The 26,327-nt window shown below is 64.1% G+C and carries 16 protein-coding genes; 9 read left to right on the top strand and 7 right to left on the bottom strand.

Annotated features, from left to right (window positions below):
* Positions 1-13: 13 nt before the first annotated feature.
* From ACXAGF_RS20425 to ACXAGF_RS20460, 8 genes are all read left to right on the top strand, one after another.
* A complete protein-coding gene (locus ACXAGF_RS20425) occupies positions 14-811 on the top strand; it encodes an ABC transporter permease (protein WP_475019731.1) in 798 nt (265 codons plus the stop codon).
* On the top strand, positions 808-1,653 hold the full coding sequence (locus ACXAGF_RS20430; protein ID WP_475019378.1) for an ABC transporter permease: 846 nt from the start codon (positions 808-810) through the stop codon (positions 1,651-1,653). The genes ACXAGF_RS20425 and ACXAGF_RS20430 overlap by 4 nt, the downstream gene beginning before the upstream one ends.
* A complete protein-coding gene (locus tag ACXAGF_RS20435; RefSeq protein WP_475019379.1) occupies positions 1,653-2,711 on the top strand; it encodes an ABC transporter ATP-binding protein in 1,059 nt (352 codons plus the stop codon). Before ACXAGF_RS20430 ends, ACXAGF_RS20435 begins: the two co-directional genes overlap by 1 nt.
* Positions 2,712-2,776: 65 nt before the next feature.
* Complete coding sequence (locus ACXAGF_RS20440) at positions 2,777-4,069, top strand: nucleotide disphospho-sugar-binding domain-containing protein (RefSeq protein ID WP_475019380.1); 1,293 nt, start codon at positions 2,777-2,779, stop codon at positions 4,067-4,069.
* A complete protein-coding gene (locus ACXAGF_RS20445; RefSeq protein ID WP_475019381.1) occupies positions 4,062-4,424 on the top strand; it encodes a cupin domain-containing protein in 363 nt (120 codons plus the stop codon). Before ACXAGF_RS20440 ends, ACXAGF_RS20445 begins: the two co-directional genes overlap by 8 nt.
* Before the next feature lie 29 nt (positions 4,425-4,453).
* Positions 4,454-4,801 (top strand): cupin domain-containing protein, encoded by a 348-nt coding sequence (locus ACXAGF_RS20450; protein WP_475019382.1) that lies wholly within the window; start codon positions 4,454-4,456, stop codon positions 4,799-4,801.
* Between the two features lie 75 nt (positions 4,802-4,876).
* Positions 4,877-6,382, top strand: a complete 1,506-nt coding sequence (locus ACXAGF_RS20455; protein WP_475019383.1) for an aldehyde dehydrogenase family protein — start codon at positions 4,877-4,879, stop codon at positions 6,380-6,382.
* Between the two features lie 25 nt (positions 6,383-6,407).
* The gene (locus ACXAGF_RS20460; RefSeq protein WP_475019384.1) at positions 6,408-7,595 is read left to right on the top strand and encodes a saccharopine dehydrogenase family protein; all 1,188 of its coding nucleotides are present in this window, start codon (positions 6,408-6,410) and stop codon (positions 7,593-7,595) included.
* A gap of 69 nt (positions 7,596-7,664) precedes the next feature.
* Here ACXAGF_RS20460 and ACXAGF_RS20465 read toward each other — a convergent pair whose 3' ends face one another.
* The 6 genes from ACXAGF_RS20465 to ACXAGF_RS20490 form a co-directional block, all read right to left on the bottom strand.
* Positions 7,665-8,903: a saccharopine dehydrogenase family protein gene (locus ACXAGF_RS20465; protein ID WP_475019385.1), complete on the bottom strand. Its 1,239-nt coding sequence runs from the start codon at positions 8,901-8,903 to the stop codon at positions 7,665-7,667.
* A 51-nt stretch (positions 8,904-8,954) separates the two neighbouring features.
* Positions 8,955-10,052, bottom strand: coding sequence for a carboxynorspermidine decarboxylase (locus tag ACXAGF_RS20470; RefSeq protein ID WP_475019386.1), 1,098 nt, complete (start codon positions 10,050-10,052; stop codon positions 8,955-8,957).
* Between the two features lie 353 nt (positions 10,053-10,405).
* Positions 10,406-11,746 (bottom strand): HlyD family type I secretion periplasmic adaptor subunit, encoded by a 1,341-nt coding sequence (locus ACXAGF_RS20475; protein ID WP_475019387.1) that lies wholly within the window; start codon positions 11,744-11,746, stop codon positions 10,406-10,408.
* A 14-nt stretch (positions 11,747-11,760) separates the two neighbouring features.
* Entirely contained in the window at positions 11,761-13,665 is a 1,905-nt protein-coding gene (locus tag ACXAGF_RS20480; protein ID WP_475019732.1) for a type I secretion system permease/ATPase, read from the bottom strand.
* Positions 13,666-14,572: 907 nt separating this feature from the next.
* Positions 14,573-16,582: a hypothetical protein gene (locus ACXAGF_RS20485; protein ID WP_475019388.1), complete on the bottom strand. Its 2,010-nt coding sequence runs from the start codon at positions 16,580-16,582 to the stop codon at positions 14,573-14,575.
* A 128-nt stretch (positions 16,583-16,710) separates the two neighbouring features.
* Positions 16,711-18,468, bottom strand: a complete 1,758-nt coding sequence (locus tag ACXAGF_RS20490; RefSeq protein WP_475019389.1) for a hypothetical protein — start codon at positions 18,466-18,468, stop codon at positions 16,711-16,713.
* 593 nt (positions 18,469-19,061) lie between these two features.
* On the opposite strand from ACXAGF_RS20490, the gene ACXAGF_RS20495 reads away from it, so the two are divergent.
* A complete protein-coding gene (locus ACXAGF_RS20495; RefSeq protein WP_475019390.1) occupies positions 19,062-19,544 on the top strand; it encodes a hypothetical protein in 483 nt (160 codons plus the stop codon).
* 24 nt (positions 19,545-19,568) lie between these two features.
* Here the strand turns inward: ACXAGF_RS20495 and ACXAGF_RS20500 are convergent, their stop codons facing one another.
* Positions 19,569-25,841, bottom strand: coding sequence for a PAS domain S-box protein (locus ACXAGF_RS20500; protein WP_475019391.1), 6,273 nt, complete (start codon positions 25,839-25,841; stop codon positions 19,569-19,571).
* Positions 25,842-26,327 lie beyond the last annotated feature (486 nt).

Here is a 26,327-nt window from a genome sequence, read left to right on the forward strand (position 1 = left end):
GCTCGTCGCCTTCATGGTGGTGCCGTGCCTTCTGGTTCTGTCCTATGCGTTCTTCCAGCGCGGTGTCTGGGGCGGAGTGGAATACACTTTCACCCTGGAAAACTTCGCCCGCGTGGCTGATCCGCTCTATGCGAAGATCTTCCTGAACTCGGCCCGCATCGCCCTGACGACCACCGTCATCGCGATCCTGATCGCCTATCCGGCCGCCTACGCGATCGCGCGGGCGCCGCGCATGCGCCAACCGATCCTGCTGTTCCTTGCAGTGCTGCCGTTCTGGAGCAACTACCTGATCCGCACCTATGCCTGGATCGTGCTGCTCAACCGCGAGGGCCTCGTCAACAATCTCCTGCGCACGTTCGGCTATACCGGCGAGCCGCTGTCGATGCTCTATACGGAAGCCGCCGTCATCACCGGCCTCGTTTACAACTATCTGCCGTTCGTCATCCTTGCGATATATTCGACGCTGTCACGGCTGAACCCGGAGCTCATGGAAGTCTCCCGCGACCTCGGCGCCGGCCCGGTGACGACGTTCTGGCGGGTCACGCTGCCGCTGACCCTGCCGGGGGTTGCCGCCGGCGGCGTCTTCGTCTTCGTGCTGTCGATCGGCAACTTCATCACGCCCGCCCTGCTTGGCGGCGGCCGGTTCCAGATGGTCGGCAACCTCGTCTACGACCAGTTCCTGACCGCCAACGATTGGCCCTTCGGCGCCGCCCTCGGCGCCGCGCTGATCGCCACGATGATCGTGCTCTTGCTGATCCAGGCACGCGCGACCTCGCATGCGAGCGGCGAGAGCAGGGGAGAGCAGGCATGATCGGCGACGCGGCGACAGGCGCAATGACCGATACCCCGGTTGCAGCAACGCCGCTTGCAGCGAGCGACTTCCGCCGCAAACTGCCGGGCCGGATCGTGCTGCTTGCCGTCTTTGGCTTCCTCTACCTGCCGATCGCGGTCCTGGTGCTGCTGTCCTTCAACGACAGCGGGCTGCCGACCAGTTGGTCGGGCTTTTCCACCCGCTGGTACGCCGCGCTGCTTGGCAATACCAACATCCTGCACGCGGCCTGGAACACGCTGGTCGTCGGGCTCTTCGCCACCCTCCTCTCCACGATCCTCGGCACGCTGCTGGCGCTGGGTATGGAGACCCGGCGCCGCAAGAGCAACGGGCTGGAGGCGCTGGCCTTCGCGCCGATGGTGATTCCCGACATCGTGCTTGCGGTCGCGCTGCTGACCTTCTTTTCCCGCCTGAACGCAACGATGGGCCTGCACACGATCGTCGTCAGTCACGTCGTCTTCGACCTCGCCTTCGTCTGCTCGGTCGTGCGTGCCCGGCTGAAGCATTTCGACTTTTCGATCGTCGAGGCCTCGCGGGATCTCGGCGCGTCCGGCTGGACGACGTTCTGGCGCATCACCTTCCCGGTGCTGCTACCCTCGATCGTCGCCGGCGGACTGCTTGCCTTCACCCTGTCGGTGGACGAATTCATCATCGCTTTCTTCACCGCCGGTGCTGGCCGCTCCTCGATCACGCTGCCCATGCAGATCTATTCGATGATCCGCTTCGGCATCACGCCCGAGGTCAATGCGCTTGCAACGATCGTCATGGGCGTCAGCGCCACCGCACTCCTGATTTCGCAATGGGTCAACAAAGAACAGGTCTGATGAACGCAGCCGAAACCCCCATCCTCCGGATCGAAAGCGTGGCCAAGCGGTTCGGCCCGATCACTGCCGTCGACGGCGTGACGCTCGACATCCGCGAGAACGAGTTCTTCGCGCTGCTCGGGCCGTCCGGCTGCGGCAAGACCACGCTCCTGCGCATGCTCGCCGGATTCGAGACGCCGAATGCCGGTCGAATCCTGCTCGAGGGGCGGGACATCTCGCCATTGCCGCCGGAGAAGCGGCCGCTCAACCTGATGTTCCAGTCCTACGCTCTGTTTCCGCACATGACCGTGCGGCAGAACCTCGCCTACGGTCTGGAGATGGAACGGCTCGGCAAGGCCGAAATCCGCAGCCGCGTCGATGAGACGCTCGCAACCACCGACCTCAGCCAGTTCGCCGACCGCAAGCCGGATCAACTTTCCGGCGGCCAGAAGCAGCGCGTGGCGCTGGCGCGCGCACTGGTCAAACGGCCGAAGGTGCTGCTTCTCGACGAGCCGCTCGGCGCGCTCGACAAGAAACTGCGCGAAAAGATGCAGCTCGAGCTCAAACGGATGCAGGACGAGGCCGGCATCACCTTCATCATCGTCACGCACGACCAGGAGGAAGCGCTGGTGATGGCGGACCGCATGGCGATCCTGAAGGATGGGCGGTTGCTGCAGTGCGGCTCGCCCGAGGAGATCTACGAGGCTCCCGCCGACCGCTTCGTCGCCAACTTCATCGGCGTGATGAACTTCATCGACGGCCGGGTGACCGGGGATGGCCTCTTCGAGGCCGAGGGACTGCGCCTGGCGCCGGTGGCCGCGCAGCCGGGGCTGGCGTCGCTTGCCGTCCGACCGGAAAACATCGCTGTCGCCCCGCCCGGCGAGCAGCTCTCGGGCAGGATCGCCGATATCGCCTATCACGGCCTCGACCGCGTGCTGCACGTGGCGACTTCCGTAGCGCCGGTGCCGTTGCAAGTGCGTATGCCCGCCAGCACCGCGCGCGGCCACAAGGTCGGCGATGCGGTGAGCCTGAAGATCGATCCGGCCAGTTGCCGGCTGTTTGCCGCAGGTGCCGCGTGAACCGCTCGGCGCTCCGTGGGACGACAGGACAAGACGAATTCCAGGACGACAGGAAGAGGGAACCCATGTCCAAGACCATCGCATTCTTTCCGGAGGCGGCCTTTGGCCCGGCGCTGAACTCGGTCGGTATCGCCCAGGCCGTCGAGGCTCTTGGCCACAAGGCCGTCTTCCTCTCCGATCCGGGCTTCGTTTCGGTTTATGAGGGATACGGTTTCGAGGCCCATCCGGTGAACCTGTCGGAGCCGATGCCGCCGGAGCAAATGGCGAAATTCTGGGAGGACTTCATCAACGGCCACATCCCGAACTTTCGCAAGTCGCCGATCGACCAGGTCGACAATTACGTCAAGGACTGCTGGACGGCGATCGTCGACAGCGCCAAGTGGGCGCAGAAAGACCTGCCGGGCGTGCTGGCGAAGATCAAGCCGGACCTGATCTGCGTCGACAACGTTGTCCTGTTCCCGGCGATCAAACAATACGGTAAACCCTGGGTTCGCATCATCTCATGCTCGGAAAACGAGATCGAGGATCCAAAGATCCCGCCGCACCTGTCCGGTTGCGGCGAGAAGGACTACGCCTGCCACAGCGCCTATCGCGACCGCTTCAATGCGGTGATCAAGCCGATCCACGACGACTTTAACGCCTTCCTGGCAGAGAACGGCGAGGATGCCTACCCGATCGGGCAGTTCTTTGAGGCCTCGCCGCACATGAACCTGCTGCTCTATCCCGAGCCGGTGAAGTTCGAGCGCGAGCATCCGCTCGATCCGGACCGGTTCCAGTATCTCGAGGGCTGCGTTCGCAAGGAGAAGCCCTACGAGGTGCCCGCCTTTGCGCTGAACAACGACAAGCCGCTTCTCTACATTTCGTTCGGCTCGCTCGGCGCCGGCGATACCGACCTGTTGAAGCGGCTGATCGCGACGATCGGCCGGTTGCCTTATCGCGCGCTGGTCAATGTCGGCGACTACAAGGACCAGTACGGCGACCTGCCCGGAAACGTCATCATCGACAGCTGGTTTCCCCAGCCTTCGGTCATCCCCCAGGTCGACGCCGTCATCCACCACGGCGGCAACAACTCGTTCACCGAGTGCCTCTACTTCGGCAAGCCGGCGATCATCATGCCCTATGTCTGGGACGGGCACGACAATGCCACCCGCGTGGAGGAGACGGGCCACGGCTTCAAGATGCCGCGCTACGACTGGAGCGATGCGGACCTTGCCGCCAAGCTCGAGGCGTGCGTGAACAGCGTGCCGATGAAGACCAGGCTCGCTGCCACCAGCGCCCACATGCAGGCCCGCAGCGGCCCGAAGAAGGCGGCGGCGATTCTCGACGAACTGGTCCGGACGGGGGTGTTCGATGGCTGACACGACGAAGTCGACCGCGCCGCATATCCACGCTGCCAGCACCTGTTCCGATCTGGTCGACTGGGGCGTTCAGTCCGATAGCCTGGAAGGGCAGTCGCGCTCGTCCGGTCGCCTGCTGTTCAAGGGACCCAACAACCAGCCCGAAACCGGCATATGGGTCTGCACGCCCGGCCGTTGGCGGCTGACTATACCGCGGGACGAGTTCTGCCACTTCGTGTCGGGCAGGGCGGTGTACCGCTGCGACGACGGCGATGTGATCGAGGTGGAACCGGGTACCGTGGTGATGTTTCCCGCCGGCTGGGCCGGCGAATGCACGGTGATCGAAACCATGCGCAACGCCTACATGCTTGTCTGACCGCAACCGGGTCTTGAAAGGAAAACCAGATGACTGCCACTCCGCTGATGCGCAAGCCGCTCGAACAGGTCGACCTGGCCGACTGGGGCGTCATTCCGACCATGCTCGAGGGCGAGAGCCGCACATCCGGCCGGGTGATGCACAAGGGACCGAACGGGGAATCGGAATGCGGGCTATGGGTCTGCACCCCGGGGAAATGGTTCTGCCACGTCACCCGCGACGAATTCTGTCACTTCCTGGAGGGGCGCTGCACCTACGTGCACGAAAGCGGCGAGGTGATCGAGATCACCCCCGACACCGCCGCCTTCTTCCCGCAGGACTGGAAAGGCGAGTGCACGGTCCATGAGACGATCAAGAAGGTCTACATGATCCGGTGAGGCAGGACCTTTTTTAGGGCGGGGCGAAGGCGAGCACCGGCACCCGGCAGCGACGACAATCAAGGAAATCAGAACATGTTCAACCCCGCCGAACCGGTCTTCTATCGCCATCCGGACTATGTGCCGGCGCGCGGCAAGCCCCAACCGGTGATCGACCCGGCACGGCTGACGGAGGTGGGCCGGTTCGCAAGCGCGACGCTCGAGGAGATCGAGACCGTTCTCGATGCGGCCACCGCCGCCCAGCGCGACTGGAGGAGGCTCGACGCCAAGACCCGGGCGACCACCCTTCACCGGATCGCCAGCAGGATCGAGGCGACCGACATGCGCCGCTGCGCCGAGTTGATGTCGCGCGAGATGGGCAAGCCCTATCCCGAAGCGATCGGAGAGGTCGCGAACTGCGCCGGCGCTTTCCGCTATTTTGCGGAAATGGCGCGCGACGAGGCCGGCAAGGTTGCCGGCACGACGCAGGCGGGCTCTTTCCAGCATGCCCGCTACGAGCCGCTCGGCATCAGTGTCCACATCATGCCGTTCAACTTCCCGATCCTTTTGATGTGCTGGACGGTCGCCGCCTCGCTTGCCGCCGGCAACGGCTGCATCGTCAAGCCGGCGCCTGCGACGACGCTGTCGACGCTGGAGTTCATGCAGGTGTTCGAGGCGCTGCCGGCTGGCCTCATCGCCTGCCTGCCGGGCGGTGCCGAACTCGCCGAGGCGCTGATCGCCTCGCCCAGGACCCATGCCGTCGCCTTCACCGGCTCGGTTGCTGCCGGCAAGGCCGTGGCGATGGCTGCAGCCGGGCAGATGAAACCGGCGGTGATCGAGGCCGGCGGCTCCGACCCGATGATCATCAGCGCCCATGCGCCACTTGATGTCGCCGCCGCCGGGGCGGTGACAGCCGCCTTCCACATGTCCGGGCAGGTCTGCACATCGGCCGAGCGTTTCTTCGTCGTCGACAGCGTGCACGACGCCTTTGTGGACATGTTCGCGGCCTCGGCCAAAAAACTGCGTATTGGCAACGGGCTTTCCAGGGCCGAGATCGGCCCGCTGGTCTCGGAGGCGGCGCGCAACAAGGTGATCCGCCTGGTCGAGGACGCAAAGGCCAGGGGTGCAAAGGTCGTCATTGGCGGCAGGGTACCGGAAAGCGAGCCGACCGGCTGGTTCTACGAGCCGACGATCCTTGCCGGATGCACGCCGGAGATGGCCGTCATGCGGGAGGAATGCTTTGGCCCGGTTGCGGCTGTCATGAGGGTCGAGGACTTCGACGAGGCAATCGAAAGGGCGAACGACAGCGAGTTCGGGCTCGGCGCCTCGGTGTTCACCACATCGCTCGAAGAGGCGATGGAGGCGGCTGACAGGCTGGAGGCCGGCATGGTCTGGGTCAACAATCCGCTGATCGACAACGACGCTCTGCCCTTTGGCGGCTGGAAGAAATCCGGTCTCGGCCGCGAACTTTCGCGGCTGGGCCTCGATGCCTTCCGCCGGTCCAAGATGGTCATCATTGACCACAAACCGGTGATCCAGGACTGGTGGTACCCCTATCCGGACGCGTGGTTCTACGACTCCGAAGGCCGCAAGCACGTCTGATACCGGAATTCAAAAAGGAAAGAACATGATCATTACCCTTCTCGGCGGCGCCGGCTTCATGGGCGCGGGCATCGTTTGCGACCTTCTTTCCGAACGCGCCATCGTCGACATCACCCAGATCCGGCTCTGCGATGCTGCCACCGACAAGATGAAGGCCCTGGCAGGCGAACTCGGCGACCCCCGCATCGAGCTCGTTGCGCTCGATGTCACCGACCCGGCGGCATTGGCTGCGGCCATTTCCGGCGCCGACATCTGCATCAATTGCGTGCCGACGCTGCTTGGGTTCCAGATGACGATCTTCGAGGCTGCGCTGACCGCCAAGGTGACCTACGTCGATCTGGGTGGGCTCGGGACCTACACCGTCAAGCAACTCGCCGAGCACGAGCGATTCAAGGCCGCGGGAGTGACCGCCGTCATCGGCGTCGGTGCGGATCCGGGCATGTCGAACGTCATCTGCCGCGCCGTTGCCGACGAGCTGGACGAGATCGACAGCATCAACCTCTATTGGGCCGCCGAACTTTCGGGTGCGGAGAACCCGGTCCTGGTGCCGCCCTACAGCGTCTCGACGGTGCTGGCCGAGTACGCTCATCCGAGCACGCAATTCTATGACGGCCGGCATGTCGAATGCCCGCCGATGAGCGGCCGCGAGGTTCTGGACCTGCCCGAGCCTTGGGGGCGCTGCGAATTCATGCATTCGCCGCATTCCGAACAGCTCACCGTGCCGCTTGCCGACGGCATTCGCGACAAGGGGATCAGGGAATTTTCTTGGAAGCTGCACCTGCCGCATCGCGAGCACGAAGCCTGGGTCGGCCTGGTCAAGGCGGGCTTTGGCGATTTCGACGAGCCCGTCGAGATCGGTGGCATCAGCGTCAGGCCGCTCGAGGTGCTGAACAAGGTGATCGAGCGCAACATCAAGAAGAACGCCAGCCGCATTCCGGCGCAGGAAAGCCACGAGATCCATTTCGCCGTCGGCAAGGGACGCAAAGACGGTCGATCCGCGACGGTGCGCATCGAGGTGACGGTTTCGCCGGACCCGATGTATGAAGCCTATCTCGATGCTTGCACGTCGATGAACGCCTCGATCGCCGCGCAACTGCTCCTCAGTCAGCCAAGGAAGCCGGGTGTCTATGCGCCCGAAGGCTATTTCGACGTGGCGAGCTATTTCCCCGAGCTGGAGAAGCGCAAGTTCCGGATCTCGAAGACGATCGCGTGACGGCAGGCGCGAGAAAGAGAAAGGCCCGCGGGGCGACCGCGGGCCTTTTGCTTTGGCGGACGGCCGGCCCTATGCGAACAGGGCGCGCTCCTTGCCGTTTTCGCGGATCCAGGTCGGCAGGCCGATCTTGCCGAGAACCTCCAGGAACGGCTTGGGCGGCAGTTCCTCGACGTTCGCCATCCGCTTCACATCCCATTCGCCGGTGGCGATCAGCATGGCGGCGGCGACCGGAGGAACGCCGGCGGTGTAGGAGATGCCCTGCGAACCGACCTCGTTATAGGCTTCCTTGTGGTCGGCGACGTTGTAGATGAAGACCTCGTGCTCCTTGCCGTCCTTGATCCCCTTAACGAAGTCGCCGATGCAGGTCTTGCCCTGGTATTCGGGGGCCAGCGAGGCCGGGTCGGGCAGGCAGGCCTTGACCACCTTGAGCGGCACAACCTCCTGGCCCTCGGCCGTCTTGATCGGCTGCTCGGAAAGCAGGCCGATGCTCTTCAGCACGGTAAACACGTTGATGTAGTGGTCGCCAAAGCCCATCCAGAAGCGGACATCCGCGCCATCCATGTTCTTCGCCAGGGAGTGCACCTCGTCGTGGCCGCAGAGATAGGCCTTGCGCTTGCCGACCACCGGCAGGTCGTATTCCTTGCCGATCTCGAACATCTTGTTCACCTGCCACTCGCCCTTCTGCCAGGAATAGACAACGCCGGTGAACTCGCGGAAGTTGATCTCCGGGTCGAAGTTGGTGGCGAAGTACTTGCCGTGGCTGCCGGCGTTGATGTCGACGATGTCGACGTCGGTCACCTTGTCGAGATACTCGTCCTTGGCGAGGCGGGCATAGGCGTTGACGACGCCCGGATCGAAGCCGGCGCCGAGAATGGCGGTTACGCCCTTCTCCTTGCACGCGTCCGCGCGCTTCCACTCGTAATTTCCATACCAGGGCGGCGTCTCGCAGATCTTGCCCGGTTCCTCGTGGATTGCCGTGTCGATGTAGGCAACGCCGGTGTCCATGCAGGCTTGCAGGACCGACATGTTGAGGAAGGCGGTGCCGACATTGATGACGATCTGTGCGTTGGTCTGCCTGATCAGTTCCTTCGTCGCCTCGATGTCGAGCGCATCGAGCGCGTGGCCCATAAGGACGCCCGGCTGCTTCATCGCCTTCTTTTCCTGGACCGACGCGATGATGGTGTCGCATTTCGACTTGGTGCGTGAAGCGATGTGGATGTCGCCCAGCACGTCGTTGTTCTGTGCGCACTTGTGCGCCACCACCTGAGCAACGCCACCTGCGCCGATGATGAGAACGTTCTTTTTCATTTCGGGGGATATCTCCTTCGTGCCCGTGTCTGTGGGTGTCCTTCTCAAGCCTCAGGAGAGGCTCTGTTCGTAGTCCGCGTAGGTGAATTCGCGAACCGTGCGGATCGAGCCGTCCAATTCCCGGACGGCGATTGCCGGCATTTTCACGCCGTTAAACCAGTTCTTCTTGACCATTGTGTAGCCGCCCGCGTCCTGGATCGAGATTCGGTCGCCGACCTTGATCTCGTGCTCGAACGCGAACTCGCCGAAGATGTCGCCGGCCAGGCAGGACTTTCCGCAGATCATGTAGCGGTGCGGCCCCGTGTTCGGCGCGAGCTTGGCGCTCTCCCGGTAAATCAGCAGGTCCAACATGTGCGCCTCGATCGAGCTGTCGACGATGGCCAGGTTCTTGCCGTTGAACAGCGTGTCGAGGACAGTCACTTCCAACGTCGTGCTTCTGGTAATCGAGGCCTCGCCCGGCTCGAGATAGACCTGGACGCCGTATTCGCCGGAAAAGCGCTTCAGGCGCTCGGCGAGACGGTCGATCGGATAGTTGTCTCCGGTAAAATGGATTCCCCCGCCAAGGCTGATCCATTCGGCCTTCTTCAGAAGCGGCGCGAACTTCTCCTCGATCGTACCGAGCATGCGATCGAACAGGTCGAAGTCGGAATTCTCGCAGTTGTTGTGGATCATGAAGCCGGAGATCATCTCCATCGCCATCTCGACCATGCCGGCGTCCCATTCGCCGAGGCGCGAGAAGGGGCGAGCGGGGTCGGCGAGGTCGAAGCTGGACGAACTGATTTGCGGATTCAGGCGCAGGCCGCGCACGATGCCGGACGCCTTGTCGGCGAAGCGCTGCAACTGGCCGACCGAGTTGAAGATGATCTTGTCGGCGTGACTGACGACCTCGTCAATCTCGTAGTCGGCATAGGCAACCGAATAGGCGTGCGTCTCCTTGCCGAACCGCTCGTGTCCAAGGCGAACCTCGTTGAGCGAGGACGACGTGGTCCCGTCCATGTATTCGCGCATCAGATCGAACACCGCCCAGGTGGCAAAGCACTTCAGCGCCAGCAGAGCCTTGGCGCCGGATCGCTCCCGCAACTGGGCGATCTTCTCCATGTTCGGAAGCAATTTCGACTTGTCGACAAGATAATAGGGGGTCTGAATCATCGATCTTCGGGCCGTTATCGGTGGATGAGCGGGCAACAGCGGCTTCGCCAGGTGCGTCGGTCCGCGGTCTTCCGTTGGCCAAGGTTCGCCGCTGGACAAGATGGCCTGACACTGCTGAACGCATCGACCGCTGGCGTGGCCGGCGATCGGCATGACCGCATGTCTATTCCCGGCCGAGGGCGCCTGTCCTGCGGCCGGGCCACGGTCGCGCTTTGGAGCGCAAGCACCCCCGACGATTGTGAGAGAACAATGCCAGCATGGCGGCCATCTAAGGGCGGCTGCCCCCGAAGTCAAGGCGAGCACTGTGGACGGACAGCCAGAGGCCGGAGCGGACGCCGGATGCCGCCTTGGGGTCAGCGTTCCGTGAAGGCCCTCGACATGCTGTCGGTGATCGGCTTCACCAGATAGCTGAAGAAGGTACGCTTCGCCGTCTGGATCATCACTTCCGCCGGCATTCCCGGAGTCGCGTGGAAGCCTTTCACCTTTGCCAGTTCGCTCGCCGGAATGTTGATACGCGCGAGGTACACGTCGTGCGTCGGCATGCCGGGCTTGCTGTCCTCCAGGGCGTCCGCGGAAAGGTAGAAGAGTTCGCCGTGCAGCACCGGGGTCGTGCGCTGGTTGAGCGCGACCAGGCGGATGGTCGCCGTTTGGCCAACGGCGACGCTGTCGATGCTGTTGCGCGGAATCTGCGCCTCGATGATCAGCGGGACGCCCTTGGGCAGGATTTCCAGGATGCCCTTGCCGCTTTCGATGACGCCGCCGGTCGTGTGATAGAAGGTCCGGATGACGGTGCCGGCGACCGGGGCCGTGATGGTGACGCGACGCAGGATGTTTTCGGCCTGACGCGCCTGCTCACGGACGACATCGAGTTCGCCCTGGGTCGCCTGCAGTTTGTCGAGCGCGTCCTCGCGGTAGGCGACTTCGGCCCGGCTGATTTCCTGCTCGCCCTTGACGATCTGCGCCTTAGTTTCGGCGATCTCAGCCTCGAGCCGGCCGATCTGTCCCTGTGCGTCGGCCATCGCCCGCTCGATCGCCTTCATCTCGGTCAGCCGCAGAAGACCCATTCCGACCAGCTTCTTCTTGCTTTCGTGCTCCTCGGACAGCAGTTTCAGCTGCTGGGTAACCGCGTCACGCTGGCGGGTATAGCCGACGCTGCGGAATTCGAGCGCCTTGATGTTCTGGCGAAGCAGCGACAGTTCGTTGGACTGCTTCATCTTCTGGGCCTTGAAGTTGAGCTGCTGGTTGACGACGATGGACCACACTTCCGGGTCCGACCGGTACTCGTCCAGCAGTTCGGAAATCTGCATATGCTCCTCGTCATTGGCCTGCGAGGTCAGCCGCGTGGCGGTCGCCTCCAGCCTGATCCGGCGCAGGAACAGTTCGCGCTGCTTGGCCTGGGCCGCGGTTTCGTCGAGCTGGATCAGCGGCTGGCCTTCCTCGACCTCATCGCCCTCGCTGACCATCAGCTCCTTGATGATGCCGCCCTCATAGTGCTGGACCACCTTGTTGCGCCCGGTCGCCACGAAACTGCCCTGGGCGATGACGGCCGCCGCCAGCGGCGCGGTGAACGCCCAGGCGCCGAACCCGCCGAACGTCAGGCCAAGCAGCAGCAGGCCGAACACCAACTGCCTCCGGATCGAGCGCGGAACGTCCGAATACCACTCTATGTCGTGAACCTTGGCGATGTCGGACATGATTCAGGCGTCTCCTACTGCAACTGGTGGCCGAACGAGCCATTGTCGATCTGGATGCCGCGCGCCTCGAGCGCCTTCAGCACGTCCTGGCGCATGCCGAACAGGGCCACGGTCCCGTTGACCAGCAGCAGCACCTTGTCGACGTGGGTCAACAGGGACGGACGCTGCGTGATGGTGATCACGGTGATCTTGTTCTGCTTGGCATGCTGCAGCGCCCGCATCAGCGCGGCATCGCCGGCGCTGTCGAGGTTCGAATTCGGCTCGTCGAGCACCACCATGCGGGGGTCGCCGAAGAAGGCCCGGGCCAAGGCCACACGCTGCTTCTGGCCGCCGGACAAAGGTGAGCCGTCGGCAGCGACCAGGGTCTCGTAGCCGTGCGGCAGGTTCGCGATCATCTCGTGCACATCGGCCAGCATGGCGGCCTTGTAGATCTGCTCGTCGGTCGCGTCCTCGCGCATGCGGGCGATGTTCGCCTTGATCGTCCCGGGGAACAGCTGCACGTCTTGCGGCAGATAGCCGATGTTCTCGCCGAACTGGCGCTGGTCCCAGTTTCTCAGGTCCATCAGGTCGAGCCTTACATTGCCCGACGTCGGCAGGATCGAACCGACCAGCATCTTGCCGAGCGTCGTCTTGCCGGCGCCGGAATTGCCAATGACGGCAAGGGAATCGCCCGGTTGCAAATTGAACGATATGCCGTTGAGCACGACGCGCTTGGTCCCGCCCGGCACGTAGAGCAGGCGCTCGACGTCGAGCCGGCCCTCGGGGCGCGGCAGGTTCAGACGTTCGAAATTGAAGGGCGAGGCCTTGAGCAGCGTCGATATGCGGCCATACGCGGCACGCGACTGGACATATTGGTTCCACCCTTCGATCGCCCCCTCGATCGGGGCGAGCGCACGTCCGGCGATGATCGAGCCGGCAATCACCATGCCGCCCGTCAATTGCCCCTGGATCGCCAGGTGCGCGCCCCAGCCGAGCATGGCGACCTGGGCCATCAGCCGGATGCCCTTGGACATGGCCGCGACGGCGATGTTGCGGTCCTGGGCGATCACCTGGGCCCTGAGCGAGGCCGCCGTGTCCTTGCCCCAGATCTGCACGGCCTCCGGTATCATCGCGAGCGCATTGATGATCTGCGAATTGCGCGACATCGATTCCAGGTGAAGGTTGGCCTTTACCTGGGCGGCATTCGCCTCGGCGAACGGCGCTGCCGTCAGGCGCTGGTTGATCAGCGTGAACACCAGGAGCAGGATCGCGGTGGCGATGACGATGAACCCCAGATGGGGATGAATGAGAAAGACCGCCAGGATGAACAGCGGTGCAAAGGGAGCGTCCAGGAACGACAGCAAGGTCCGCGACACCAGGAACGAACGGACTTGCTGGAGGTCGCTTAGGGTCTGGTATTCCTTGCCGTTCGAGTTGAGCGAGGCGCGCGCCGCGGCGCTGAGGATCGGTGCGCCGAGTTGCGCGGCCACCTCCACCGCGGTCCGCATCAGGATGAAGCGCCGAATGGCGTCGAACACGGCCTGCAGGATGATCGCGCCAACGATGACGACCGTCAGCATGATCAGCGTGTCCATCGAGCGGCTGGTGAGGACGCGGTCCGAAATCTGGAAGAGATAGACCGGAATCGCCAGCACCAGCACGTTGCTGGCGAAGGTGAAGACCATGACCGCCGACAGGTTGAAGCGCACGGCATGGATGCCGGCCTTGAGGCTGGCGGAGAAATCGATGGGCCCGAGGCGCTTATGGAAGGTGCCGCCGCCCGAGCCCTTGCCGCCGCCGCCGCCGTTGAGGGGCTTCTTGTCAGAGGGGCGCTCAGACTTGAGCGGGCCGGTGTCGCCATCGATGGTGATCAGCCCCTCCGCGCCCTTTGCCACGGTCGGTTCCCGCTTCGTTTCCGGCCCGGTTTCGTCGAGCGGCATGCGAAGCTTGAGGGTCTCCTGCGCTGCCGCCTCGGCACGCTCGCGCAAGGGGGGCGTCGGCTGTCCCTTCGCCGGCTGTCCCTTCGCCTCTGTGGGCGCCCCCAGGTCGAGATGCTGGACATAGGGTTGGGTGAGCGGCAGGCTTTGGTCGCGCGCGCCGGGCTCTGCAGCCTTCGCCTCGACGGATGGTGCCGACGGGCCGCTAGCAGTCGCTTCCCGTTTCGGCCGCGACCGCGCTCCCTCAATCGAAGGGTGCTTTCGGTTGTGGCCCTGGGCAAATGACGGAGAGGCCTGGGCGTCTTCGTTGTGGGGCGTAGCGGCTTGCGAAGTCGGCGCGGGTTCGACCGGTCGGGCGCGGGGCCCTGCGACCGCGGGCGACGCGCTGCCCCCCGCCTCTGCGGACCTTGCCGCCTCGGGCGCCGCGGCAATAGATGCGGCGCCTGGCGTATTGGAGGCCTCGCCAGTCTTGTCCGCCGGGGAGAGCGGTTGGGAACGCGCCGTTTCAGAAGCGGCCTCGCCAGCGGCCTGGTTCGGCGTGGCCCGTTCGAAGCCCCGCCTGGACCCTCGCCAGTACGGAATCGCCGCCGCCGTTTCGTCCGCCTCCGGCGCCCCGCTCTCGGACACCGTGTCTGAGCGCGCCGACTGCAGGTCGGCCTCGGCGGCTGCGACCAGTGCGGCCTCCTCATCGGCCGGGGAGAAATCCGTGGTCGACGGCGCTAGCTGTTCCGGCTCACGGGGAAGCGGAACTGGTCGGATCTGCACCGTGCTCGACGGATCCGCATTCGATCCCGGGGTTTTTTGTTCGTTGGCCGCGATCGCACGGCATTGCCGCACCGCCTCTTCGAAGCGGGCATAGGCATCATCCGGGCCGGCAACCCTTTTGCGGTTGTCTGACATCGTCTCCCCCTCAATGCCCCAGGATGTGTTGCAGCCCGTCGTCCGTCTGCCCCTCGTGGGCAGAAGGCACATACACGCCGTCCGCCGTCTCGCCAGCGGGTTCCAGCATGGTGTCGTCGAGGAACGCCACGGCCTCATTCGCGAGCACGTTGGGGTCGCCGAAGTCGGGTTTGCTCGAGATCAGTTCGGCCTGGATCAACGTATCCTGGGAATAGGCCTGGCCGCCGACATAGGTCTTGCCGAAGGAATCGAGATCGACGATGGCGGCGTGGTTAACAAGCGTGTTGCCGCCGGTCTCAACCGTCCAGTCGGCGTCGAGATGCGGCTTCAACTGGTCCATCGCGAGCGCGATCTGATCGCTGTCGCCGAGGACGCAGGTCTGCTTGATGTACTGCAGGCTTAGTAGATCGCCCTTGATGTAGAGCACGCTTAGCCCGTTCAGGCCGGCAAAGGCGCCGTCGGTCAGTACGTCGTGCGGCGCCTTGGCCTCGTGCCCCTTCTGCTGGAGCGCCTTCGCTGCAGCCAGATAGTGCGAGGGCAGCGCCTCGAAGCCGTTCGCGTTGCCGACATTGCCGATATAGGCCTGGTTCCACAGCAGATTGCCGGCGGTGGAGGCCGTGCCGGCCCCCGTCGTCTGGAAGCCCGGGACGGCGCAGACACTGTCATTGTCGAAAAGCACGCTGATCTGCTGGATCAGGTTGGCGTCATAGACGTTGCCACCGACGATGATCAGGTCGTAGGCAAAGCCGAGGTCGAGAATGGAGGTGTGGTTGACGCCGGTGTTGTCGCCGCTGACCACGCGGGTGGTGACGCCCGAGGACGACACGATCCCGACATCGTTGTCGCTCATGAAAATGAACTGTTCGAGCCAGTTCACCATCAGAAGGTCGCCCTCGACCGTCGTTACGCTCCAGAAGTCAGGGAAGCCGGTTTCCTCGGCCGCCGTATCGTCGTCCGATGTGTCGATGCGTTCGAACTCGGCGATGTTGAATGCCTCGTTGACGAGGCCGTCGCTCTCCCAGTCTCCGACCTCGCACGCGATCTTGTCGACGTCCCAGAGCGCGGTGATCTGGACGATGGCGTTGATCTCGTAGTGATCGCCGACCACCGCCGTCACCGTGCCGCCGGTCCAGAAGCTTTTCAGGACGGCCTCGTTGACCAGCGTGTTGCCGCCGGCGGTGATGGTGACCGAGGCCTGAACGAGGAAGGATCCGTCCTCGCCAATGGTGACGTTGCCCGTAAAGATGTCACCGTCCTGTTCGTCGCTGTCGTCGTCATCCTCGGTGGGGCGGTAGTCCTCCAGCTTCGGCGCCTCGTCAACGAGTTTGCCGTTGACGTAGATGCCCTCGATGCTGGTCGCCTTGTGGACGAAGGTCTCGAACGGACTGTCGGGGTCTGGCGTAAAGTCGCTCAGGGCCGTGCCGGCCGCCTTGATTGTCGCAATGATCTCTTCGCTCGAGCCGGGCTTTTCCAGCGCGTTGAGCGGCGAGTGCGAGACTGCCATGTCTGCTGCGTCCAGCAGGGCATCATTGCTCACGAGTTTCGGTGTGAAGTAGAGACCGTGTCCGCCGACGCCGAAATAGTCGTTGTCCGACAGATATACGATCTGGTTGGCGTAGGTGACCACCGACCCGATCGGTTCGAGCTCCGGAGGCAGCGGCGACAGGACCGCGCCACTCGGGCCGGGTAGGCCCGATTTCAGCCACGGAAATCCAGCATCGCCGTAGGACCAAAGGTCGAATGGCGTCTGCGGCAGATGCGGCAGCGGCAGCTTCCAGGGTGCCATGAGAACGAGGTCCGGCCCCGATCCCAGATAACGGACCTCCGGGTCGTAGCCGAGGAACTCGAACGGTGCTGCAAAGGGCAGGTTGCCCATGGGCGGCATGTCGAGCAGCGGATCGACCGCCTTGCTTGCCAGGAATTCTTCGTAGGCGTCCCGCTGTATGGCGCGTTCCGCGGTGACCTGAAACAGGCCGATGAAATGGGCTATCTCTTCGGTGATCTTGTCCATTGCCGTCATGACACGCAACCCCTCTTTCGGCGCTGGCTTATGGGCAGCGCAGCAGGTTGGACTGGTCCGCGCAGACCGGCTGCGCGGACCAAGCGAAAGTGGCCCCGTCCGAAAACGGGCGAGGCCACCTCATGACGTCACGCTGCGTCGTCGTCTTCGCCAACGACGGTGTTGGTGAGGCTGCCGCCGACCACGGTCATGTCGATCGCGTTCTGCTGCAGGTTGGCGCCCATGACGATGTCCTGGTTGAAGGCACTGATGCTCACGGCCGAGTCGGCCGAGGCATAGCTCTCACCGGTGACAAAGCCGTCGTCACCATTGTTCGAGCCCCATGCGCCATTGTAGTGAGCAGCACCGCCGGCTCCGGTGGTCGCGGTTCCGCCCATTCCGCCGGCACCGCCTGCGCCGCTCATGGCCCAGCCGCCGTAGCCGTCGCCGCCCGTGCCGTCAGCCCAGGCGCCGCTGAGGGCATGGCCGCCCGCGCCGCCTTCGGCATAGGCATCGCCGCCGGTGGCATCACCGCTCGTTGCAGCTCCGCTGGTGGCCGCGCCGCCGGTTCCGGCACCGCCATAGCCGCCGTCACCACCGGCACCGAAGCCTGCGCCTGCGCCGAAGCCGGCACCAAGGCCAGCGCCGAGGGCGCCGCCGCCGTCGCCGCCATTGCCGGCATCCGTGGCGCTGCCGCCTGCACCGCCGCCGCCGCCTGCGCCGCCGTCGCCGCCATTGGCATTGCCGCTATCGCCGCCATTGCTGGCCTTCTCGATCTCGTTTTCCGCCGCGGCCAGCGCCGGGTTCAAGAGACCGAGGGTCAGGCCGGCTGCCGCGCCGGCATCGCCGTTCGTCGAGGCGCCACCGGCACCGGCATCGCCGGAATCGCCGTCGCCGCCGTCGCCGCCGTCGCCGCCGTTGCCACCGTCGCCGGCGTCATTGTCGCCGCCCTTGTCGCCGTCACCGGCAACCGCAAGGCCGGCACCGAGGCCGAGACCCAGGCCAAGACCCAGGCCGACGCCATCGCCGCCGCTGCCGCCACGGCCGCCTTCGCCCTTGCCGCCCTCGGCATCGGACTCGGCCTTGCCACTCTCGGCCTTGCCGCCGTCGGCATCGCCACCGTCGCCCTTGCCGCCGGCTGCCAGGCTACCGGCAAAGCCGCCGTCGCCCTTGCCGCCAAGCGCAAAGCCGCCAAGAGCCGCGCCGCCGTCTCCGCCCTTGCCGCCGTCGGCGTCGGCGTCACCGCCGCCCTTGCCGCCCTCGGAAGCGGTGGAGATGCCTTCTTCGGCCTCGGCCTTGCCGCCCTCGGACTTGACGTCGAACTTGGCGGTGCCATCGTTCTCGACCTTGGCTTCCTCGAGCTTGTCGTTGTCCTGGATGTTGGCGATCTGGGTGAAGACGTTGCCGACGTCGTTACCGCCGCCGGTCAGCGAACCGTTCAGGACGTCGTCGATCTTGATGTTGAACATCCCGTCGATCGAGTTGCCGATGCCCTTCTGGTCGATGTCGGCGAAATCGTCGTCGGTGGGCATGTAGCCCGAAAGATCAACGCCAACGCTCACGTCGACCGTGGTCGTGCTGGTGTTCGTGTTGGTGTTGGTGTTGGCGTTGTCGCTGGAGTTGTGATTGAAGTTGGCGTTGCCGTTGCCATTGAGGTTCAGGTTGCCGTTGCCATTGAGGTTCAGGCTGCCGTTTCCGTTCAGGTTCAGGTTGCCATTGCCATTGCCGTTTCCGTTCCAGTTTTCACTGGTCTGGGACTGGTCCTGGGTGGAAGTCTGGTCCTGGCTGGATTCCTGCTGCTGCTGCTGCTGTTCGCGCTGCTGCTGCTGTTGCTGCTCGCGCTGTTGCTGCTGCTGCTGTTGCTCCTGGCTCGGATCGTACCAGTTGTTGCGGCCTCTGCTACCCATTGCTTTATCCTCTGTTGCTGGGCCGCTTCGGCTTGGCCGCCATTCATCTTCTAGGGGCCTTCACCATGCGGCGGTTGAACACGAGTCTAGTCAGGCGTTGTGGCCGGTGCCGTTCCGTCACCGATCACGACTGCTGGGGAGTGGTTTTGCTGTTTCCTCCCTCCGGCTGGGCCGCGATAGAACAGGACTTGATCGTCTGTTACCGCTGGCATCGGGGCCAAGGTCCAACCGGACGCCAGTGTGGCGCGTGGCACGGCGCGTTATTAGCTGACAATTTGAGTTAGCGTGCATGGGTGCCATAGGCGTAGGGTGTAGGTAGATACATCCGTCTACCCCTGTTGACCGAAGCGGGTAGGTTGAAACGGTCCGGGATGAGCTTTTTGAGTGCGCTCGCTCCCTTGTTTGGTGGGCTGAAGAATGGTGCGCGCGACCGGATATACTTACCACATGAACGACTGGAGGAATCACTTTGTGTTAAAATGGTGATCATCTCGGGATTGTGACGATCGATGGCGGAGAAGATTGCTTCTTGTTCGGTTTCGAAATTTAAAAAACATTAAAATTGGCTGTGATTGTTGACAAGGATTGGTGGCATGTCGAAGTTTCATGAAATACTGCTTCTGGTTGGGCAGTTGAATTATACTTGGACAAATACAGAAAGCTTGTTGATCCACTTGATTGCCGGCCTTGCGAAGGTAGACAAGGAGACCGCGATCGTCATCTTTCTGACGCTGAACACCACGCGGGCGCGTACTGATCTGGTCGAGCGGTTGGCGAAAATGCAGAAAACGCCCGTTGACTGCCGCGGCGATGTGTTGGACGCGACGCGTCGGCTCTCCGATCTCGCGAAGTTGCGGAACAAGTACAACCATTGCATCTATTCGTTCGACCCCGACAGCGGTCAGGGACTGACCCAGTTGATGCGCATCGTCGACAGCAAGGACGAGGTGCGCTACGGCAAGGTCGAGGCGCTCGACAGCCTCGAAATGACGCGGATCCGGGACAGCATCAAATCGCTCGCCGAGTTGAACCGAAGGATCTGGGAAATCACCGAGAAGTACGATTTTCCCCGCTAGTGCCGTTCGGCCGACGGTAGGCCTTCAAAATGGGTCCACGGGTGCCCATGACACGGTTTCGCTTTCGACCGGCAGCATGACCCTGAAGACGGCGCCCTGCGGCTCGATCGACGTCGCCCACAGTTGCCCGCCATGGGCTTCTACCAGCGATCGGCTGATCGCCAGGCCCATGCCCAACCCTTGCGGCTTGGTCGTGTAGAAGGCATCGAAAAGCCGGTGCGCACTGTCGGGATCGAGGCCGGGTCCGGAGTCCTGAACCGAGATCAGCACATGCGCCGGTTCGGCCGTGACGGTGCGGATCTGCAACTCGCGAGCGCTCTTTTCGACTGCGTTCATCGCCTCGATGGCGTTCATGATCAGATTGAGGATGACCTGCTGCAGCTGGATGCGGTCGGCCAGGATCACCGGCATCTCGGCCTTCAGTTGGGTCTCCAACGCGACGCCGTAGCGCTGTATCTCGCCGCGCGCCAACGCTATGACCTCGAGGATCGTCTCATTGATGTCGAGCCAGTCCTTCTGTGGCGGCGCCTTCTTCGCGAGCCCGCGTATGCGGCCGACGATGTCGCTGGCGCGATGGCCTTCGGCGATGGCGCGCATGGCGGAGCGTCGCGCTTCCGGCAGCTTTCCCGCATCGAGCCAATGCAGGCACGCGTTGGCGCTGTTGACGACGGCGGCCAGCGGCTGGTTGACCTCGTGGACAATCGACGCGCTCATTTCTCCCAGCGTCGCGATACGCGTGACATGGGCGAGTTCCGCCTGCGTCCTGCGCAGCGCCTCTTCCGTCCGCCGGCGCTCGGTCACGTCGCGCAGGATTCCGCTGAAGAACCGATCGTCGCCGGCTCCCACCTCGGCAAACGAGACGTCCAGATCGAGCTCCCGTCCGTCCTTGTGCTGCCCGGGCAGCGCCACGGCATTCCAGGAGATCCGCTTCTCTCCGGTTTCCAGATAGCGGCGGATGGCAACCTCGTGGCGGTGGCGCATGCGCTCGGGCATGAGCATCGTGATCTTCTCGCCCACGATCTCCGCCGGGGTATAGCCGAAGGCCTTCTCAACCGCTCCGTTGACGAACAGGACCGTGCCGGTCTGGTCGATCGCCAGGATGACGTCCATGGCGGTTTCGGCAAGCGTGCGGTAGCGCTCCTCGCTTTGGCGCAGCGCTTGTTCCTGCCGCTTGCGCTGGGTGATGTCACGAACATAGGTTCGAAGGTAGAGAGGCGCGCCGTCGGCAGCGAGGACGACCGAGGTATTCAGATACACCCACACCACGGATCCGTCCTTGCGGTGGTACCGCTTTTCCAGATCGAACGACTTGATCTCGCCACCCATGAGCCGCCGGCACTGTTCCCCTTCCGCCTTCACGTCATCGCGGTGGGTGAAGTCCTGCATCCGCCGCCCCAGCAGCTCTTCCGCCGGGTAGCCGAGCAGTTCGCACAATGGCTGTGGTACCTTGAGCCAGTTCCCGCCAAGATCCGTGTGGGTTGCCATCACCAGGGAGAATTGCTCGGTTCGGGCCAGGTTTTCCTCGCTCTCGCGCAAGGCCTTCTCGGCGCGCTTGCGCTCGGTCAGGTCGAGCACAAACGCCACGCCCTCGCTCCCGCCGTCCTCGAACAGGGCGCCGCCAATCATCACGGGCACGCGGCTGCCGTCCTTCCTGAAATACTCCTTCTCGACCGGATGGAACGTGCCCGCGGACCGCAGGTCCGCTATGGCGCGATCGTTGGCGTCGCGCCAGGCCGCCGGCGTCAATGTTGTCCAGCGCACCCGGCCCGACAGCAGGTCGTCCCGGCTGTGCCCGACCATGCGAAGAAACGCTTCGTTGGCATCGGTTATCTCGCCTTCGAGGTTCCAGAAGCAGACCCCCATCACATTGGCGTCGACCAGGCGTCGGATCTTTGCCTCCCGGCGCTGCAGGTCAGCGTAGAGGCGCGTGTTTTCCAGCGAGATTGCGGCTTGCAGGACCAAGAGCTTGAGTACGGCTGTGCGCGATTGGGTGAAGACGCCCGGCGTCAGGCCGTTCTCAAGATAAAGCAGGCCGATGAGTTTGCCGCGGTTGACCAGCGGTAGGCAGAGGATGGAGCGCGCACGACGCCGACGCAGGTAGGCGTCGTCGGAAAACGGGGACTCGGCTGCGGCATCGTCCAGGACAACGCTCTCCTGGCTGTGCGCGGCGTAGCGAGCGATCGACTCCGGCAAAGCTGTGGCGGCCACGCTGGATTCGCCTTGGGTGACGACGACGCCGCCATCGCCGGTGATGGCCTCGGCAACGACGCGCAGCGTTTCGCCGCCCTGCAAGAGCAGCACCCCCCGTTCGGCGCCCGCGTGCTCGATCGCCGTGCGCATCAGCGTGTCGACCAGCTTTTCGAGGACGATCTCACCCCACATCGCCTGCGAAACCTTGACGACGGTTGCAAGGTCCAACTGCTCGACCGGGGTGCTGATTGTCGCAATGGCGTGGGGCTGCGCCGTCTCGGCGCGCAGATGCGCATGAAGCCGGTCAAGCTGGCGCACCTTGGCATTGGCCCCCCAGCGGAGATAGCAATACCGGGCGTTGCGCAGATAGGTGTCGGCGATCGTTTCGAAGCCGCCTGGCGCGTAGAAGCAAGCGGCAAGCTCATAGGCGAGGCCCTCGTTCTGGATGAAGCCGTGCTCGCGTGCGGACCGGATGGCCTGCTCGTACAGCCGCATGGCGTCGAGTTCCCGGCCCTCGATCCTAGCTATCTCGGCCCCGGCCAAGGCGACGCGATTGGCGAAGGTTTCCGGGCAGTTTTCCGCCCAGACCGTCAGCTGCGCGTGGTGGCCCAGCAATGCCTCGAGATGCCGGGCGCGGGCCTCGCCCTGCGAGGACCGGCAGGCTGCCGCCCGCGCCAGAGCGCCATAGAAATGATAGTCTGCGGCCTCCAGGAACGAACGTGCCGACCAGAGCAACGGGGCGGCGTTCGTGAGCGCCTCGATCGCGGCCGTGTAGTCGCGCGCCAGAACGCTCGCCTGCAGCTTGTGGATCCAGTAGCTGCAGCCGCAAAGCGCCAGCGGCGGCTCTTGCCTGATGTGACGTTCGTAGCTGCCGTCGCCATACCCGGCATTATCGGGCGATCGGAAGTCGAGAACGGGACCGAGAAGTGCCCGGATCAGCATGAGCTGTCCGGTGAACCAATCGACGGCGAAGCCGAACCGCGCCTCTCGCGCATAGGCGAGCCCCTGTTCCGCTTCGCGCAGGACCTCGCCGAGCGGCTGTCCCGAGACCAGCAGGTTCGTGATCAGGTTCTTGAAGCCGAAGACGGCATAGGTGAGGTCGCCGCTCGCATGGGCCAAATCAAAGCCGCGCCTGATCAGCGCGCGGCTGGCGGCGAGGTCCCTCATCCAGGGAAGGGCGAATGCTCCGACCGAGGCGTAAACCCGGGCCTCGAAGCGGACGATGCTCTGCTTCTGTACCAGATCGCAGGCAAGCTGCCCGAAGCGGAAGGCCGACCGGTAGTCGCCGAAGCGAAAGCCGAGAACGCGATTGATGTGTGCATAGGCATAGCAGGAGGGGCCGCAGTTGCCGTGCTCCAGGCTGAGCGTTGTCATGCGCAGGACTACGAGGTCATAGAGATTGCTATCCGTGAGCAACGTCGGCGCGAACAGGCCGGAGAGGACATCCATGGTCGCGCGCCAGCCAACGTCGTCCATCGGAGGGAGGTCTATGAGCTGTTCGATCGACTTGCCGTCGAGCAGTCGCCACATCCGTGCGAGTTCCAAGCGAACATTTTCTTCCGATGGGCGGTCCGACCAGTCGATGCCGATGCTGCGAAGGTAGGCCAGGCCGATCTCTATCGCGCGATCGGGCCGGTCGAGCGTCAGGTACAGGGCCAGCTGCAAATGCGTAACCGCGGCCCTGTCGGTCACCCCTCCCGCCCTTTCCGCCAGAGCAGCGAGCCGTCTTTCGGCGGAGAGCAGATCGCCGGTCAAAAACTCGCATTCGGCCAAATGAAATTCCAGATCGAACGCCAGGCCGTACTGGCCCTGCCACGGGTTGTCGCCCAACAAGTCGAGGCCGGCAGCGAAGTAGCGTGATGCCGATGTATAGGCCGTCGACATTCGCGCGCGCTTGCCCGCTCGCAGGTTGAGGTCGGCGACAAGTTGACGTTCCTCATCGGATTGGATCAGGGCGATGCCGCGGTCGAGCTGATTGACGATCTCGAAGACGTGGGTGTCGATGTCGGACGGCGTCGCCAGCGCGGCGAGGGCACGACCGATTTGGACATGCACCGCGCCCCGCTCGTCAGCGGGAACAAGGGCGTACGCTGCCTCTTGGACACGGTCATGGACAAAGCTGTACCCGCCATCACGGCGCAAGACGAGGCCGGCGCGTACGGCTTCCCAGAGCGCCGCATGAACCGCTTCCTCCGATCTCCCGAAGACCAGGGCCAGGACGGGCGCCTTTCCACCGCTCCCCAGACAGGCAAGTTTGCCCAGGGTGTCGCGGGTCCCTTCCGGCAGACGGCCCAGCCTTGCCGCCATGAAGGCGACGACATTTTCGGTAAATCCCTTTGCCAGAATTCCGTCAACGTCCCAGCTCCAGGCCGTCGCTTCAGGTTCGAAAACGAGGAGTCTCTCGTCGGAAAGAGCCGTCAGGAACTGGATCGTGAAGAACGGATTGCCCTCGGTCTTCTCGTGCACCAGCCGGGCAAGTGGCCGGGCATGTGCCGGGTCGCAGCGCAGCGCATCGACCAGGAGGTGTTCTACATCGGCGGGCAGCAGGGGTGCCAGCACGATCTCGGACACCCGTCGGTCGGTGTCACGGATCGCGGCCATGGTCCTTGTAAGGGCATGTGACGGGCCGATCTCGGTGTCCCGGTAGGCGCCGATCAGCAGCAGGTGGCGGACCTCCGGATGGGTGCTGAGGTGTTCGATCAACTCGAGCGTCGCCCTATCCAGCCACTGCAGATCGTCGAGAAACAGCACGAGCGGGTGTTCCTCCCGCGCAAACACGCCGAGGAAACGCCGGAAGGTCTGCTGGAAACGCTTCTGGGCGTCCTGCGGGGGCAGGTCGGCGACGGGAGGCTGTTCGCCGACGACGCGGGCGAGTTCCGGCACAAGGTTGACCATCAGCGCACCATGCGCGCCCAGCGCTTCAAGCAAAGCGAGGCGCCAACGCGCGAGCTCGAGGTCATTCTTGCACAACAACTGGCGGACAAGGATCTGGAAGGCCTGCGCAAGGGTCGCGTAAGGGATGTCCCGCTTGTATTGATCGAACTTGCCGGATGCCAACAGGCCGCGTGGCGGGACCAGGGCCTTGTTGAGCTCGTTGACGAGCGAGGACTTACCGATCCCCGGATGGCCGGAAACGAAAACCAGCTCCGCCGAGCCCTGGCGCGCAACGCGATCGAATGCCGCCACGAGGGCGTCGACCTCGGCTTCCCGTCCGTACAGCTTTTCCGAGATCAGCAGCCGGTCCGACAGGTCGTGGGTGCCCAGCGCAAACGGCTCGATGTCCCGGCATGCCTCCCATGCCCTCAGGCAATGCTCGAAATCGGCGGCGGCGCCCGCGGCGGTCTGGTAGCGATCCTCCGCCGCCTTGGCGAGGAGCTTCATCACGATCGCTGCAATCGCCTGCGGGATGTCGCGCACCCTTTCGTCTGGCGGCGCCGGCCGCAGAGCGATCTGGCAATGGATCCACTCCATGGGATCGGTGGCGGTGAAGGGCAACGCCCCCGTCAGCATTTCGTACAGCGTGACCCCGAGCGAGTAGAGATCGCTGCGCGCGTCAATGGAGCGGTTCATGCGCCCGGTCTGTTCGGGCGCCATGTAGGCAAGGGTCCCGGCGATGATCTCCGGAGGCTCGGGGGCTCTGCGTTCCCGCGGCAGGCGCGTCGAAAGGCCGAAGCCCGCCAGCCACGCTTCGCCGCTGACCATGTCGACCAGGATGTTGGAGGGCTTGATGTCCTTGTGGATCAGGCCGCGGCCATGAAAGTGGCCTAGGGCGCGCGCCAGGCCGATCGCCACGCGCAGGAACGGCGCAACCTCCCAAGGCACTCCGGTCAGGTGCGCGAGCAGTTCCCCGCCCGGATCCTCGCTCGCGAGTACCGGATTGCCGTCTCGCCTTTCTAGGGTCAAGGGTCGGGCCGCCCATGCGGGATCGAGATCGCCGCGAAGCGCATAGGCGTGATGCAGCCGCGCCAGGGTCTCCGGCGCCGGTCGCTTCGACGCCGGCGCGCTCAGCAATAGCGAGGGGTGCGCGTCGTCGGATTTGCGCCGCGACAGGACAAACTCCTCGTCTTCCCAGAGCGTCTCGACGATGTGCGCCGGCGGTTCTGTCACTTTCCGGAACTCCTCGGGCGCAGTTGGGCTCTCGACGCTGTCCCTGACGGGGGGCGGCACTTCACCTGGATCGTGAAATTACGCTTCGCCCGGCAATTCGTATAGCCCGCTCGCGCGGCGCCAGCTCGGGTTCGTTCTCGCATCGTGTACGCAGAACGCATCCGCTGGTCGGGTAAGGACACGACATGATCCGACCCGTTCGTGAGCCGCCCGCGAAAAGGGGCTGTCAGGGGAATTCCGGACATCAATTCCTGTGCGCAGCCTGTTCTTGCCTGCGATGCTGATCCGACACGCATTGCGGCCTCCATTTCATGGCCGGGTCTTGATTTGTGTCGCCCGGAAGGCGATACAGACTGGCGCGGGGCTTCACCCGGGGGTTTAGTTTCGTCAACCCATACCTTCATATAGGTGTACCGATGCGTCAGGCTCATGCTCCCTTTAGGGACATGCGGTCGCGTCGAAAGGGAGGCATACGACGCCGGGCAA

This window comes from Mycoplana sp. ABR4_002 (genome assembly GCF_056159645.1).

Excerpts from the sequence above, each read along its gene's own strand:
- ACXAGF_RS20425 (WP_475019731.1), top strand. The coding sequence starts at position 14 with ATGGTGGTGCCGTGCCTTCTGGTTCTGTCCTATGCGTTCTTCCAGCGC.
- ACXAGF_RS20430 (WP_475019378.1), top strand. The coding sequence starts at position 808 with ATGATCGGCGACGCGGCGACAGGCGCAATGACCGATACCCCGGTTGCA.
- ACXAGF_RS20435 (WP_475019379.1), top strand. The coding sequence starts at position 1,653 with ATGAACGCAGCCGAAACCCCCATCCTCCGGATCGAAAGCGTGGCCAAG.
- ACXAGF_RS20440 (WP_475019380.1), top strand. The coding sequence starts at position 2,777 with ATGTCCAAGACCATCGCATTCTTTCCGGAGGCGGCCTTTGGCCCGGCG.
- ACXAGF_RS20445 (WP_475019381.1), top strand. The coding sequence starts at position 4,062 with ATGGCTGACACGACGAAGTCGACCGCGCCGCATATCCACGCTGCCAGC.
- ACXAGF_RS20450 (WP_475019382.1), top strand. The coding sequence starts at position 4,454 with ATGACTGCCACTCCGCTGATGCGCAAGCCGCTCGAACAGGTCGACCTG.
- ACXAGF_RS20455 (WP_475019383.1), top strand. The coding sequence starts at position 4,877 with ATGTTCAACCCCGCCGAACCGGTCTTCTATCGCCATCCGGACTATGTG.
- ACXAGF_RS20460 (WP_475019384.1), top strand. The coding sequence starts at position 6,408 with ATGATCATTACCCTTCTCGGCGGCGCCGGCTTCATGGGCGCGGGCATC.
- ACXAGF_RS20465 (WP_475019385.1), bottom strand. The coding sequence starts at position 8,903 with ATGAAAAAGAACGTTCTCATCATCGGCGCAGGTGGCGTTGCTCAGGTG.
- ACXAGF_RS20470 (WP_475019386.1), bottom strand. The coding sequence starts at position 10,052 with ATGATTCAGACCCCCTATTATCTTGTCGACAAGTCGAAATTGCTTCCG.
- ACXAGF_RS20475 (WP_475019387.1), bottom strand. The coding sequence starts at position 11,746 with ATGTCCGACATCGCCAAGGTTCACGACATAGAGTGGTATTCGGACGTT.
- ACXAGF_RS20480 (WP_475019732.1), bottom strand. The coding sequence starts at position 13,665 with ATGCCGCTCGACGAAACCGGGCCGGAAACGAAGCGGGAACCGACCGTG.
- ACXAGF_RS20485 (WP_475019388.1), bottom strand. The coding sequence starts at position 16,582 with ATGACGGCAATGGACAAGATCACCGAAGAGATAGCCCATTTCATCGGC.
- ACXAGF_RS20490 (WP_475019389.1), bottom strand. The coding sequence starts at position 18,468 with ATGGGTAGCAGAGGCCGCAACAACTGGTACGATCCGAGCCAGGAGCAA.
- ACXAGF_RS20495 (WP_475019390.1), top strand. The coding sequence starts at position 19,062 with ATGTCGAAGTTTCATGAAATACTGCTTCTGGTTGGGCAGTTGAATTAT.